Here is a 13,548-nt window from a genome sequence, read left to right on the forward strand (position 1 = left end):
TGCGCCGCCCCGCTCCCGACGCATGGCGGACATGGCCAGCGCAACACTCAGGCCGCGCCTCCGTCCTGCCACCGGGCCCACTCGGAAGTGTCCTTGCCGGCGGTGACGGCCTGCTCCCACTTCCCGCTCGCCTGGAGCCACAGCAGGATGTCGTGCAGTCTCAGCCGAGTCAGGGCGACGTCCTCCGCGCCGTCCACCAGCCGGGCGAAAGCTCTCTCGAGGGCGTCGAACTGCTCCCCGTTCGCCGAGAGCTCCCGGTGGATGACGCCCCACAGGCTGACGTCGTCGTCGGTGTGCTCCCGCAGGCGCGGGGCGGTCACGTTGTCGATGAGCGGGAACAGCTCCGGCCGCTTGTGGTGCAGCAGCTTGTGCGTGAGGGCGGTCTTGATCCCCGTGGTCGCCGCGCACTCGCGCCAGGCGTCGGCCAGCGCCGCTCCCGTGGTCCCCGGCGGGGGAGTGCCTCCTACTTCGACCTCGTCGAGGTCCCAGAACGACCGGCCTTCCGCACGGTGGATCGCCGTCCGGACGTGCGGCCATGCCCGGTCGGCTGCGTGCTTCAACGCCGTGATCGCGTTCTGGTCCATCTTCCCGTTGATGCCGTCCACCACCAGGACATCCAGCCACGCGAACTCGTCGTCGTCCGATGGCGGCACGCAGTCGTAGACCCGGTAGGCGTAAGCCCGCACGCTGACGGTGATCCCCTCCGGGTGGCTGGGCGTCCAGGCGATCCGGAGGTTGCGCTGGGCTCGCGCGTACCCCAGGGCGGCGGCCAGCGCCTCGCGCCACTCGATCGGCTCGGCGGCCACGCTCGGCAGCCGGAAGCACATCTCCATGTGTCTCCCCCGTTCGCGGGCCGTCCGCGACGACCCCGGGGCACGGTAGCGGCGAGCAGCGACATCACTGGGAGCAGTGCGTGAGCGGCCTGTGCCCGAGACCGGTGACGATGCTCCTGGGACTCGTGCAACCCCGGGGATGAAACGCCACGCATACGGATTCGAGTGGGGTCGTTCCGTCGCTGGCGCATGACACGGTCCGTCGGTCATCGCTCGACCGCTCTGCCGGAACCTCGGCACGACGGCGGTCGGCCACGCACGATCACGGGGAACCACATGTCGCAGCCTCCGTACGGACCGCCTCCTCAGGGGCCGGACCACCACGGCTACCCGCAGTACGTCCAGCCCGCCTACGGCGCGGGGCAGGCGCCGCCCCCTCCGCCGGGTGCCTGGTCCCCGGGCCAGCCGCCGTACCCGCCGCACGGCGGAGTGCCCACGACACAGACTCCGCTGTACAAGCGACCCTGGGTCATGGTGCTCGCCGGGGTCGTCGTGGTGGGCGCGATCGGCTCGGCGCTCGGTGGGGACGACGGGGAGGCGTCGACCGCCGCGGTTGCGACGACGACGGTCACCGCGACCGTTCCCGCCGAGCCCGAGCCCGAGCCCGAGACCCCGGTGGCGGTCGCTCCCGCGCCGGAGACCGCGGCACCCCCGACGGAGACGGTGCCGGCTGCTCCCGTCGTCGACTTCACGATGCCCGACTTCGTCGGCATGGACCTGCAGTCGGCGCAGAACCTGCTGCAGACGAACAACGTCTGGCTCAGCCTCTCGCACGACCTGCTGGGAAGCCGCAACCAGATGGTCGACTCGAACTGGCTCGTCTGCGACCAGAACATCCCCGCGGGCCAGCACGTCACGGGCGACGTCGAGGGTCAGATCGACTTCGGCGTCGTGAAGCGCGGGGAGTTTTGTCCCTGATCGATCCGGTGGTCCAGTCGCCGCGGCGGTCGGTGAGCGGAAAACTCCCGGCCGCCGTCGTGGCTGAGCGCGGCGTCGTACTCGTCCATTCGCTTCGAGTGCCACGCGGCTGCACTCGGCAGACGAGCCGGGCCCCCCATCGTCTGGATGCTGAGCGTCAGAACCAGCATGCAGTGTGGCGATGACCCCCGACCGGGCGCCGACCGGGTCGCTCCATCACGCACATCGTCGGCCCGGCTGATCGATGGGACCGAGCGTCGGTCCAGGAAGGGTCGCGGGTCAGCCCCAGGCCTGGGTGCCTGCGGTCAGCCTCTCGGCGATCGGCTGCACTTCGTCAAGATCTCCCGCGGACACCGCGATCACCAGTTCGTAGGCCTCGTCGTTCGACAGGGTCAGCCGGAGGCCGTTGAGACCGTAGAAGGCGATCGTCCCCGCCAACGCCAGCCGCTTGTTGCCGTCCACCAGCGCGTGGTTGCGGGCCAGGGAATGCAGGAGTGCCGCCGCCTTGTCATGGATCGAGGGGTAGGCCTCCTCGCCGAAGGCGGTGGCGCGCGGCCGCGCCAGCGCGGACTCCAGCAGCCCGGCATCCCGCACCGGCACCTCGCCCAGGGTGCGGGCCGCCACATGCAACAGGTCGTCGAGGTCCAGGTAGATCACTGGCCGAGGCGTTCGAGGGCTTCGGCGTAGCGGGGCAGCTCTTCGTCGAGCACCCGGTCGAGCAGGTCGCGCTTGCTGGTTCGCTCGATGTAGTCGCGCACCGCCTGGCGCGCGACCTCCTGCATCGAGCGTCCCTCCAACTCGGCCCGCCGGCGCAGGGCGTCGGTCTCCTGGTCGTCGAGGCGAAGCGTCATGGCCATGCCCGGCAAGATACCGCCGCTGATACCACCGCGTCGATGTGGTCGGTCGTGCCGGCCGTGCCGATACAGAAGAGGCAGGACGTCGCCGAGTGAGGAAGCACCCCGTGCCCAGGACCACCGCACCGCGGCCCCGACCCCGGCCGACGACCGGGCGCGGGGCCGCGACGCGTCCCCGACCCAAGAAGAGTTCCGGTGCGCGATCAGCGGCGAGCAAGAAGAAGGCGGCGGGAAGTCGTCGCCGCTCCGGGCCCCGTCGCGCCCGGCTTTTCCTGCTCGCGGTGCTGGTCGTCGCCGGTGTTGTCGCGTGGCCGGCGGTCAAGCCCCACGTGGCGGCCCTGCCGTTCCTCGACTCGGTGCTCGCCGGCACGTCGCCGTCCGGGCCCACCTGGCCGCTGACCGGCGTCCCGGCCCGCACGGTCCCCGACCGCCCGGCGCTCGCCGTGAAGATCGAGAACTCCGCCGCCGCCCGCCCGCAGACCGGGCTCAACGCCGCCGACGTGGTGTGGGAGCAGGTCGTCGAGGGCGGCATCACGCGGTTCGTCGCCGTCTACCACTCCACCCTGCCGCCCGAGATCGGCCCCGTGCGGTCGATCCGGCCGATGGACGCCGCGATCGCGGCCCCGCTCGGCGGGCTGCTCGCCTTCTCCGGCGGCGTGCCGCCCTACATCGCCGCTGCCGAGGCTTCCGGCCTGCAGGTGCTCCGCCAGGACTCCGGCGCCGATGGCTTTTTCCGGACGACGGCCCGCTCCGCGCCGCACAACGTCCACGCGACGCCGCAGACCCTGCTCGACCAGGCCGACGCCGACCACCGCTCCTCACCCGCCGAGCAGTTCGAGCACGCCGCACCGGGGGAACAGCCCACCGCCGGCAAGGCAGGCCAACCCACGGCCACGCTGGACCTCCAGATGTCCGGCATCAGCACGCCCCGCTGGTCCTGGAGCGCCACCGACGGCCGCTGGCTCCGCGCCGAGGGCAGCACCCCGGCGATCCAAGCGGACGGCGCCCGGATCGGTGCCGCGAACGTCGTCGTCCTGCGCGTCGACGTCGTCCAGACCGAGGCCCGCGACCCCGCCGGCAACCCCGTACCGGAGACGGTCCTGACCGGCAGCGGGCCGGCCCTCGTCGCCTCCGGCGGTCACACGACCGAGGCGACCTGGTCCAAGCCGGCCGTCGGGAACCGGGTGCAGCTCACCGACGCCGACGGCGACCCCGTGACCCTGACGCCCGGGACCACCTGGGTCGAGCTGGTCCCCAACTCCGGCGCGGTCGCCACTGGCTGAGCGGACAGCCAGCGATGCGGGGACGACGACGGCGCGACCGGTTGCCGGGCGACCCTGCAGCGTCTCCGCGCGGACGGCTCCACAGGCGCCCGTCGGCCGCCGCGATGTAGTAGACCGACCCCGTGCCTCCCACAGCTGCCGACGACGCGATCGACGCACCCGACGCGGAGGTTCCCACGGGGATCCGCCGGGTCCAGCCCTTCCGCGGCAGCCGGTGATGGGCCTCGTCTACCTCAGCCGCCGATTGACGCCTGCCGCCATGGCGGCGGCCGGCGATCTCGGTGTGCCGCTGGTGGTGCACGACGACCCCGACCGGCCGCCCTCGCGCGAGCAGCTGCTCTCCGCGGTGCGGGGTGCCTCCGCGCTCATCACCCTGCTCACCGACCGGGTGGACGGCGAGGTCCTCGACGCCGCCGGACCCGGCCTGCGGATCGTCGCGAACGTCGCGGTCGGCTACGACAACGTCGAGGTCGCCGCGGCCCACGCCCGCGGCGTGGTGGTCACCAACACCCCGGGGGTCCTCGACGAGGCGAGCGCGGACTGCGCGTTCGCGCTCGTCCTCGCCACGTCGCGGCGGATCGTCGAGGCCGACCGGTTCATGCGCACCGGCGCCGACTGGATCTGGGGTCCGCAGTCCTTCGTCGGGCTCGATGTCAGTGGTGGAGCCACCCTGGGCATCGTCGGCCTCGGCCGGATCGGCATGGCCGTGGCCCGACGCGCCGCGGCCTTCGGCATGCGGATCCTCGCCACGGGCAGCCGCGCGTCGAGTGATGAGGCGGCGGCGTACGGCGTCGAGCCCGCCGACCTGCAGCGCGTGCTCTCCGAGAGCGACGTCGTGTCGCTGCACTGCCCGCTCACGCCGGCCACCCACCACCTCATCGACGCGGAGCAGCTGGCGACCATGAAGCCGAGCGCCATCCTCGTCAACACCGCCCGCGGGCCCGTCGTGGACGAGGCCGCGCTCGTCCACGCACTGGAGAACGGAGTCATCGCCGCGGCTGGTCTCGACGTCTACGAGAACGAGCCGCAGCTGCACCCGGGGCTCCGCTCGTTGGAAAACGTGGTGCTCCTGCCGCACATCGCCAGCGCCGGGCTGGCGACCCGCGACGCCATGGGCAGGCTCGCCATCGACAACGTCCGCGCGGTGCTGGCCGGCGAGGAGCCGCGCACGCCCGTCGCCGGGGCGGGTGGGTGACGTGCGGCCCGGGACGGCGTCGCCGTAGGGGGCAGGCCGGCGGCGGGCATGGACGTTCCCGTGCCGTGCACGAGCGCCCCCCCGGACGGCGGCGGGCGTCGTCGCCCTCGGCCGGCGGTCACTCCCCGGGGGCGACGACGGCGCGGCCACGGATCGTGCCGTCGTGCAGCTTCCGATACGCCTCGGGTGCCTGGTCGAGCGTGTACCGCTCCACCTCGACGTGGATCGCCCCGGCGCGCGCCAGGTCGAGCACCTCCATCAGCTCCGACCGCCGGCCCCAGTACGGCGCCCGCACCGATGCGCCCATCGGCGTGGAGAAGAAGCCGGTCGGCAGCAGCCCGCCGCCGATCCCGACGATCTGGATGACGCCGTCCAGCGCCACCGACTTCCGCGCGATCTCCAGGGTGGGCGGAGCGCCGACCATGTCGAACACCACCTGCGCGCCCACCCCGCGGGTCAGCGCACGGATCTCCCCGACCGCGGACGCGTCCGACCGCAGCACGTGGTGCGCGCCCACCTCACGGGCGAGCTCGAGCTTCTGCTCGCTGATGTCCAGCGCGATCACGGTGGCCCCGGTGACCGCCCGCAGGATCTGGATGCCCACGTGCCCGAGCCCGCCGGCGCCGATCACCACGGCGGTGCTCCCGGCCGGCAGCGCACCCAGCGACGAGACGATCGCGTGGTAGGGCGTCAGCCCGGCGTCGGTGAGCGACACGGTGGCCACCGGGTCGAGGTCGCCGAGCGGGACCAGGTGCCGGACGTCGTCGACGAGCATGTACTCGGCCAGCGCGCCGGGGGAGCCCAGCCCCGGCGGCTGGATGCCCAGCCCGGCCGCCCGCGGGCAGTAGTTCTCCGCGCCCTGCGCGCAGGCGTGGCACAGCCCACAACCCCACGGCCCGTACACCGCCACCGGCTCGCCGACCTCCACGCCGGTCACGCCGGAGCCCAGCGCGTCCACCACGCCCGCGCCCTCGTGCCCGAGCGTCAGCGGCAGCCCGTAGACGTACTGCTCGGCCGGCAGACCCATGACGAACGCGTCCGAGTGGCACAGCCCCGCGGCGGTGACCCGCAGCCGGACCTGCCCCGGCCCTGGCTCCGGCGTCGGGATCTCGACCACCTCGGGCTCGCCGCCGATGGTCCGGTACTGGACCGCGCGCATGCCTGCTCCTCCGTGCCGGGGACGTCGTCGCCTCGGACGCTAGGGCGTCGAGGCGGTGGGCGGCAGGCCGTCGTGTCCCGGCGACCGGGACGGAAGCCCCTGGCTTGCTCGGGCGGGTTCAGGCGCAGAGCAGGTCGAGCGCCACCTGCCCGTCGCGGCGGGCCTCCTCGGGCAGGAGCAGCCAGGGCGCCGCCGTCGGGTCCGCGAGGTGCCGTTGCAGGTGCAGCAGCCGCTTGCGGTCGCTCCCCGAGGAGGCGCGCTCCTCGAACGGGTCGACGCACGCCAGCAGCACGGCGGCGTCGGCCACGTGCCGGTCGCGGTCGCGCCCGTCGGTGCGGTGCGCCGCGGCCTTGAGGACCAGCGCCCCGAAGGCGTCGGGCACGCTGATCGTCGTCGCAACCGTGCCGGTGATGCGGAGCTCGGCGAGCACCGTCCGCCGCAGCGCCTGGGTGCCGCCCGCGACGCGCACCAGGTCGTAGCCGCGGAAGCGGGGCAGCGCCCGGGGCGGCACGTGGTCGGCCGCGACGACGTCGACGACGGAGCGCTCGCTGCCCGTCGTCACCAGGTCGACGACGGCGCCGTCCCGGACGAACCGGTGCGCGGTGCCGACGCGGGGGTCGACGCTCGGCGCCAGCCGGTACCCGAGCTCCTCGAGCGAGCGCGCCACCTGCGCGGGCCGCCCGCGCCCCGTCTCCACGTGCAGCAGGACGTCGACGTCGTCGGTCGGCCGCACGACCGGCAGCCCGCGACCGCGGCGTGCAGCTGCACCATCAGCCCGCCGATCAGCGTCCAGGCGTCGGCCGGCACCGCCTCGGCCAGCTCCGCCACGTCCGGCCACGGCCGGGCCCACCCACCCGCCGGCGTCGGCGGCCGCAGCACCTCAGGCATGCAGCACCTCAGCCACGCAGCTGCCCGAGCGCGCGGTCGAGGATGCGGCGGCCGGCCGACCGCTCGCGGGGATCGGTCGAGGCGGCCAGGTCCAGCCCGGCGAGCACCTGCCGCCGTCCGCGCGCCAGCTCCTCGACGACGTCCATCGGCATGCCCGTCACCCGCAGCGTGACGCCCCCCGACGGGTCGGCGTCCAGCCGGTAGCGCCGGACGAGACCGTCGGCGACCGCCTCCGCGACGTACCCGTCGCACCGGTCCGGCGCCGCGCTCAACCCGCCGATGCCTTCCGCGGCCCCCGAGCTGACGACCTCGCGGGCCAGCCGGCCGAGCGCCCGCGGGTGGGCCCGGTAGCGGTGCACCGACGCCCTGTTGCGGGTCCGCGCGGCGAGCTCCTCGGCGGCCGAGACCGCGAGCGCCGACCTCAGCCGCGATCGCTGCGCCTGCCCGAGCCACCCGGCCGGACGCCCCTCGAGCACCGCCACGGCGGCCCAGGCCGTCGGCTCCTCCCAGGCGCGCACCCGGCTGCCCCGGCGCTGCGCCACCCACTGGGCCACGGAGTCCGCGTCGACGCGGTCGGGGCCGATCGCCAGCAGGTCGCCCTCGGAGACGAGGCGCTGCACGTGCCGGACGGAGACGCCCATCCGGTCGGCGGCCTGCTCGGTGGTCATTAGGGGCATACGGACAATGTCGTCACAACGACGCTATCGGTCAAGTGGAAGCGCGGGGCGCGGGCGCTCACCGGCGACTCGATGCGAGCATGACCGACATGGCGACCGACCGGACCAAACTCGTCGCGCGCTACCTGCGCGGGGAGACCGACGTCGTCGAGGCACGCGACGCCGCCAGCGTCGTCCTGCTCCGTGACGGGGCGAGCGGCCCGGAGGTCTACCTGCTCCGGCGCCGTCCGACCATGGCCTTCGCCCCGGGCATGCACGTGTACCCGGGCGGCTCGGTCGACCCGCGCGACCGCGAGGCGGCCGAGCACTGGGCCGGCCCGCCGCCGGCCGAGTGGGCCGCCGCCTTCTCCTGCGACCCCGGGCTGGCGACCGCGCTCGTCGCGGCGGCGGTCCGTGAGACGTTCGAGGAGTCCGGCGTCCTGCTCGCCGCGCACCGGGACGGCACCCCGGTCACCGACACCACCGGCGACGACTGGGAGCGCGACCGGTTGGCCCTCATCGAGGGCACGCTCGCACTCAGCGACTTCCTGGCCGCGCGATCCCTTCTGCTGCGCGCCGACCTGCTCCGCCCCTGGGCGCACTGGATCACGCCGGAGTGGTCGTCCCGCCGGTTCGACACCCGGTTCTTCCTCGCCGCACTCCCGGCCGGTCAGCGCACCCGCGACGTCGGCGGCGAGGCCGACCGGGTGGCCTGGCTGCCGGTCGCCGAGGCGTTCGCGGGCTTCCGCGCCGGGTCGCTGACCATGATGAACGCGACCGCCTCGACCCTGCGCGACCTCTCCGCCCACCCGGACGTGGCCTCCGCGATGGCGGCCCCGCGGCGCATCCGGCCGGTCCTGGCCCGTCCGGTGCTCGACGGCGGCCGGGTCGAGTACGTCTACGACGGTGACGACGGCCCGGCCCCGCTCTCCGGGCTGGTCGAGCCGTTCGGGGCGCGGGACATCGACCCGACCGCCATCAGCTGAACCGGCCGGACGACCAGTTGGCGCAACCGGGCGCATGACACGCCCGATTGTGCGAGGCCCGCCTCAGGCGGAGACGTCCTCGTGGGTGTTCACCCCGGGGATCCGCCGCACGGACCCCCAGCCGAACCGCGCCCACACCACCAGCAGCGCCGCCCCGACCAGCGACCCCAGCGAGTCGCGCACCAGGTCGCCGTTGGTGTCGTCGTTGTCGATCGACAGGTCCGTGCCCAGCCACGCGTCGGAGCGCCACTCGTACACCTCCCACAGCGCGCCGAGCGAGATGCCCAGCGCCGCGGTGACGACGGCGATCCCGATGTAGTGCGGCAGGTGCGTCTCGTCCCGGGGGTCGGGCACCACCTCCGCCCGCGCCAGCGCGATGTAGACCACCGGCGCGGTGAGCATCGGCAGCGTGAAGTGCACCAGGTCGTCGAAGCGCACCCACTGGTCGTAGAGGCCGAGCACCTCGCCGAACCCCTGCAGCGCCATCGCCGCGGTCAGCGACAGGTCGTAGGGCCGCGGCAGGTTGAGCAGCCGGGCGACCAGCGTGATGGCGAAGAAAAAGGCGAGCAGCGCCGCCCCACCCCAGTCGCCCGCCACGGCGTAGAAGACGGCCCCGCCCAGGATCACCAGCCGCAGGACGTCGATGCCGTCCCGGATCACCGGCGTCCAGTCGCCCAGCAGCAGGGTGCGCGTGTCCACCGGGGTGACCTACCACGGGCCGGGCGGGAGAACCCACGAGCCACCCCCTCGGACCCTGGTGCAGAGGGGAGACCGGGCCTACCGTCTCCCCAGCGGGGGCCGTCCGACGCCATCGGAGCTCCCATGTCCGTGCCGCTGATCCTCGCCGTCGACGACGAACCCGCCCGCCTCGCGGCGGTGGAGCGGGAGCTGCGCACCCGCTACGAGCCCGACTACCGGGTCTGCTGCCTGCGCACCCCGGCCGCCGCGCTCGCCGCCCTCGAGCAGCTCGCCGCCGAGGGCGAGGACGTCGCCCTGGTGCTCGCCGCCGACGAGCTCGCGGGCGCCTCGGGCGCGGACCTGCTCGGCGAGGTCCCCGGCCTCTTCCGGCACGCCCAGCGCGCCCTGCTCGTCGACTGGGCAAGCGTCGGGATGGCCGAGGCCGGCGACGCCATCTTCGAGGCGATCGCCGGCGGCCGGATCGACCACTACGTCGTCCGACCCGCGCCGCCACCGGACGAGCAGTTCCACCAGGCGATGTCGACCTTCCTCCTCGCCTGGGCCGAGGAGCGCCGCCGCGCCCCGCACACCATCGACGTGGTGGGGGAGACGTGGTCTGGCCGGGCGTACGAGCTGCGCGAGGTGCTCGGCCGCTGCGCCATGCCGCACCGCTTCTGCCTGGCCGAGTCCGACGAGGGGCGCGCCCTCCTCGGTGACACCGCCCCGCACCGGCTCCCGCTGCTCGTCATGCCGACCGGCGCGGTCATGGAGGACCCGAGCGACGTCGAGATCGCCCGCTCCGCCGGCACCCTCATCGAGCCCACCGGTGAGCACTACGACCTGGTGATCGTCGGCTGCGGGCCGGCCGGGCTCTCCGCCGGCGTCTACGGCGCCTCCGAGGGGCTGCGCACCGTGGTCATCGACTCGGGCAGCATCGGCGGCCAGGCGACGTCGAGCTCCTCGATCCGCAACTACCTCGGCTTCCCGCGCGGCGTCACCGGGGCCGACCTCGCCCGCCGCGCCTACCAGCAGGCCTGGGTCTTCGGCGCCCGCTTCGCCTTCATGCAGGAGGTCACCGACCTGGCGGCGGACGGCGAGGGCGTCGTCGTCCGCCTGCACACCGGTGGGGTTGTGGTCGCCGGCGCCGTCGTCCTGGCGACCGGCGCGGCCTATCGCCGGCTCGACGTGCCCTCGCTGGAGGCGCTGCACGGCGCGGGTGTCTTCTACGGCGCCGCCGCGTCGGAGGCGCCGCTCGTCGCCGGCCGGGAGGTGTTCATCGTCGGCGGCGCCAACTCCGCCGGCCAGGCCGCGATCCACCTCGCCGGCTGGGCCGACCGGGTGACCCTCGTCGTCCGCGCGGGCAGCCTGGAGGCCGGCATGTCCCACTACCTCGTGCACCAGGTGGAGGAGACGCCGAACATCGAGGTCCGCACCGGCACCGAGGTCGTCGACGGCGGCGGGGAGGGCTGGCTGGACCACCTCGTCCTGCGCGACCGGGCCACCGGCGCCGAGGAGAAGGTCGGCGCCTACGCGCTGTTCCTCATGATCGGCGCGCAGCCGCACACCGCCTGGCTGCCGCCGGACCTCGAGCGGGACCCGGCCGGCTTCGTCGTCACCGGCACCGAGCTGAGCGACGCCGGCATCGACGCCCTCGGCCGGCGCCCGCTGCCGCTGGAGACCAGCATCCCCGGCGTGCTCGCGGCCGGCGACGTCCGGCACGGGTCGGTCAAGCGGGTGGCCTCGGCCGTCGGCGAGGGCGGGATCGCCATCCAGAACGTGCACCGCCTGCTGAAGGTCTGACACTGCTTGCAGGGGGCCGGGACACCCCGGACGCCCCACTCGTCACAGCCGACCTGCACCTTCGACCGACGTCCCGCGAACCGTCGGCATCCGCTCGTACGCTGGCCCAAACCCTCCACGGAAGGACACGGTGTGGGCAAGCACCTGCTCGATGAGACGGCCGAGTTCAAGATGCCCCGCCCGGGGCGGCACGCCGCTCCGGAGACGGCCGAGCTCGAGGCCACCCAGCGGTTCGACGCGGGTCTGCGGCAACCGCGCCCCGGCGTCCCCAACCCGCAGTTCGGCAAGGACGCCGAGCAGCGCTGAGCGCCGCGCCGGGAGCCCCGCGAGGGGCTCCCGGCGTGCGACCCCCTAGGTGGTGCCCTCCGCGGCGATCAGATCGGTGACCTCCTGAGGCGGCGTGGAGCAGTCGTCGCCCGAGGGCTCCTGCTCCGAGGCGAGCCCCTCCACGCCGACGTCCTCGACCGGGGTGAAGCCCAACCGGTCGAGATGGCGCGGCACCCGCGCCTGCGCGTTCAGCACGTGCGAGCGGGACAGCCAGCCCATCCCGTCCTCGACCTGGAAGTCCATCCCGCCGCCGGGCGCCCGCTGCACGTGCCCGGGTGAGGGCAGCAGGCCGACCAGCATCACCGCCTCCTCGGCCGACAGCTCCGCGGGCGGGGAGTCGAAGTAGTACCAGCCGGCCGCGCAGACGCCGTAGATCGTCGGGCCGAACTGCGCGTAGTTGACGTACAGCTCCAGCATCCGGCGGTCGTCGACGAACGCCGCGAGCTCCACCGCCAGCGCCGCCTCCAGCCCCTTGCGCCAGGCGCTGAGCTCCTGGTTCAGGAACAGGTTCTTCGCCACCTGCTGCGGGATGGTCGACCCCGACGGGTCCTCCTCGCCGGAGAGGTGCGCCGTCGCGCGGTCCCACAATGCATCCCACTCGAAGGCGCCGTCGCGGTAGGGGAGCTGCGCGTCCTCGTGCGCGATCACCGCGGCGAGGAAGTTCCGCGACACGTGCTCGACCGGCACCGACTGCTGGATCGAGCCCTCGGGGTTGGCCGCCATGAACGCCGTCGTCGGCGGGTCCACCCAGCGCAGCGACAGCACGACCAGCGCCTGGACGACGCCCAGCACCGCCAGCACCTTCACGATGCGGCGGAACAGCCCCCGGCGCCGCCGGGGCGCGCGCAACCGGCGACGGCGACCGCGCTCCGGGCGGGCCGGCGCGTCCGGCGGCGGGAACGGGCCCTGCGGCGGTGGGTACGCCCCCCGCGGCGGGAACGGACCCCGTCGCGGCGGGAACGGGCCGTGCGGCGGGGGGAACGGCTCCCGCGGCGGCGGGTAGGACGGTGGCGGGTACGAGCCCCCAGGCGGAGCCGACGGCCACGGGCCCTGGGGCGCCTGCCGGGGCCAGGTGCGCGGCGGCGGCGCGCCCCCGGCGGGCGGCCCGGCGTACCAGTCGTCGCCCTCGGGCGGCGGCTGGTCGAAGCGCGGCCGGCGCGGCGGCTCCTGCTGCGGCAGGGGCTCGGTGGGCCGACGGCGGAGCCAGCGGGTGGCGCGCGGGTCTGGCGGGACGGAGGCCACGAGGCGGTGCTCCTCAGGTCGGCGTCGAGAGTCGATGGTACGGCGGCCGGGCGGACAGGCGGCCTGCCCGACGCCGACCGGCTCCCGCTCGGCCGGGACCGGCGGGCCCTCGACGGCGGCCGGCGGGAACAGCTCCCACACCAGGAACGCCGCCGCGGCGAGCACCAGCAGGGACACCCAGGGGTCGCCCGCGACGACGTCCACCAGCGGCTGCAGCACCGACTCGCCGCCGGTGAGCGCCGCCGCGCCCGAGGCACCCGCGACCACCACGCCGGCGCCGGTCACGACCGCGCGCACCGCCGCGTGCACCCGCGACCGGCTCACCAGCACGACCAGCGGCAGCGCCACCACCGCCGCGACCAGCAGGCCGAGCCCGGTACCGAGGACCTCCCCCGGCGCGAGCGGCGCGCCGTGCAGCATCCCGGCCACCCCGGCCACCCACGCGGCGGCGCGCTGCCCCAGCGGCCGCACCGCGTGCACCGCCGCCACCGCGACCGACACTGCCACCGGAACCGCGACTGCCGGGGCCGGCACCGGGAACGGCGCCACCGCCCCGAGCGCGAGACCACCGAGGAGAAGAGCCAGCATGAACCCGGCGCGGGCGATCGTCCCGAGCAGCGGCCGCTCCTCCCGCCACCGGCGGTCGACGGCGACCAGCGGCGTCGTCAGCAGCAGCAGCGCCAGGAGCACCAGGTGCTCCGCCGTCAGCACGGCGCACCTGCCGGCACG

14 protein-coding genes are annotated in these 13,548 nt (G+C 74.7%); 6 read left to right on the forward strand and 8 right to left on the reverse strand.

The annotated features are described in order from the left end of the window. Nucleotides 1–47: 47 nt before the first annotated feature. A complete protein-coding gene (locus tag ACI79W_RS06860) occupies nucleotides 48–833 on the reverse strand; it encodes a DUF6308 family protein (RefSeq protein ID WP_456561330.1) in 786 nt (261 codons plus the stop codon). 429 nt (nucleotides 834–1,262) lie between these two features. Between ACI79W_RS06860 and ACI79W_RS06865 the strand changes: the two genes are divergently transcribed. Beyond that, a complete protein-coding gene (locus tag ACI79W_RS06865; RefSeq protein ID WP_456561331.1) occupies nucleotides 1,263–1,751 on the forward strand; it encodes a hypothetical protein in 489 nt (162 codons plus the stop codon). Nucleotides 1,752–2,030: 279 nt separating this feature from the next. Here ACI79W_RS06865 and ACI79W_RS06870 read toward each other — a convergent pair whose 3' ends face one another. Next, on the reverse strand, nucleotides 2,031–2,408 hold the full coding sequence (locus tag ACI79W_RS06870) for a type II toxin-antitoxin system death-on-curing family toxin (RefSeq protein WP_456561332.1): 378 nt from the start codon (nucleotides 2,406–2,408) through the stop codon (nucleotides 2,031–2,033). After that, nucleotides 2,405–2,608 carry a ribbon-helix-helix protein, CopG family gene (locus tag ACI79W_RS06875; protein ID WP_456561333.1) on the reverse strand — a complete coding sequence of 68 codons (204 nt, stop codon included), beginning with the start codon at nucleotides 2,606–2,608 and terminating at the stop codon, nucleotides 2,405–2,407. Before ACI79W_RS06875 ends, ACI79W_RS06870 begins: the two co-directional genes overlap by 4 nt. Nucleotides 2,609–2,886: 278 nt before the next feature. Between ACI79W_RS06875 and ACI79W_RS06880 the strand changes: the two genes are divergently transcribed. Both ACI79W_RS06880 and ACI79W_RS06885 read left to right on the forward strand, forming a co-directional pair. After that, the gene (locus ACI79W_RS06880) at nucleotides 2,887–3,888 is read left to right on the forward strand and encodes a DUF3048 domain-containing protein (RefSeq protein WP_456561334.1); all 1,002 of its coding nucleotides are present in this window, start codon (nucleotides 2,887–2,889) and stop codon (nucleotides 3,886–3,888) included. A gap of 217 nt (nucleotides 3,889–4,105) precedes the next feature. Beyond that, complete coding sequence (locus tag ACI79W_RS06885) at nucleotides 4,106–5,083, forward strand: 2-hydroxyacid dehydrogenase (RefSeq protein WP_456561335.1); 978 nt, start codon at nucleotides 4,106–4,108, stop codon at nucleotides 5,081–5,083. Nucleotides 5,084–5,201: 118 nt separating this feature from the next. Here the strand turns inward: ACI79W_RS06885 and ACI79W_RS06890 are convergent, their stop codons facing one another. From ACI79W_RS06890 to ACI79W_RS06900, 3 genes are all read right to left on the reverse strand, one after another. Next, a complete protein-coding gene (locus ACI79W_RS06890) occupies nucleotides 5,202–6,242 on the reverse strand; it encodes an NAD(P)-dependent alcohol dehydrogenase (protein WP_456561336.1) in 1,041 nt (346 codons plus the stop codon). 118 nt (nucleotides 6,243–6,360) lie between these two features. Continuing rightward, the gene (locus tag ACI79W_RS06895; RefSeq protein ID WP_456561337.1) at nucleotides 6,361–6,975 is read right to left on the reverse strand and encodes a hypothetical protein; all 615 of its coding nucleotides are present in this window, start codon (nucleotides 6,973–6,975) and stop codon (nucleotides 6,361–6,363) included. Between the two features lie 163 nt (nucleotides 6,976–7,138). After that, nucleotides 7,139–7,798, reverse strand: coding sequence for a helix-turn-helix domain-containing protein (locus tag ACI79W_RS06900; protein WP_456561338.1), 660 nt, complete (start codon nucleotides 7,796–7,798; stop codon nucleotides 7,139–7,141). 89 nt (nucleotides 7,799–7,887) lie between these two features. On the opposite strand from ACI79W_RS06900, the gene ACI79W_RS06905 reads away from it, so the two are divergent. Next, nucleotides 7,888–8,772: an NUDIX hydrolase gene (locus ACI79W_RS06905; RefSeq protein ID WP_456561339.1), complete on the forward strand. Its 885-nt coding sequence runs from the start codon at nucleotides 7,888–7,890 to the stop codon at nucleotides 8,770–8,772. 63 nt (nucleotides 8,773–8,835) lie between these two features. Here ACI79W_RS06905 and ACI79W_RS06910 read toward each other — a convergent pair whose 3' ends face one another. After that, entirely contained in the window at nucleotides 8,836–9,471 is a 636-nt protein-coding gene (locus ACI79W_RS06910) for a hypothetical protein (protein WP_456561340.1), read from the reverse strand. A gap of 123 nt (nucleotides 9,472–9,594) precedes the next feature. On the opposite strand from ACI79W_RS06910, the gene ACI79W_RS06915 reads away from it, so the two are divergent. Then, nucleotides 9,595–11,250 (forward strand): FAD-dependent oxidoreductase, encoded by a 1,656-nt coding sequence (locus ACI79W_RS06915; RefSeq protein ID WP_456561341.1) that lies wholly within the window; start codon nucleotides 9,595–9,597, stop codon nucleotides 11,248–11,250. Nucleotides 11,251–11,382: 132 nt separating this feature from the next. Continuing rightward, nucleotides 11,383–11,556: a hypothetical protein gene (locus ACI79W_RS06920; RefSeq protein ID WP_456561342.1), complete on the forward strand. Its 174-nt coding sequence runs from the start codon at nucleotides 11,383–11,385 to the stop codon at nucleotides 11,554–11,556. Between the two features lie 45 nt (nucleotides 11,557–11,601). On the opposite strand, the gene ACI79W_RS06925 is transcribed toward ACI79W_RS06920, so the two are convergent. Further along, nucleotides 11,602–13,530, reverse strand: coding sequence for a transglycosylase domain-containing protein (locus ACI79W_RS06925; protein ID WP_456561343.1), 1,929 nt, complete (start codon nucleotides 13,528–13,530; stop codon nucleotides 11,602–11,604). Nucleotides 13,531–13,548: the final 18 nt, after the last annotated feature.

The sequence above is a fragment of the Blastococcus sp. SYSU DS0533 genome (genome assembly GCF_054050775.1).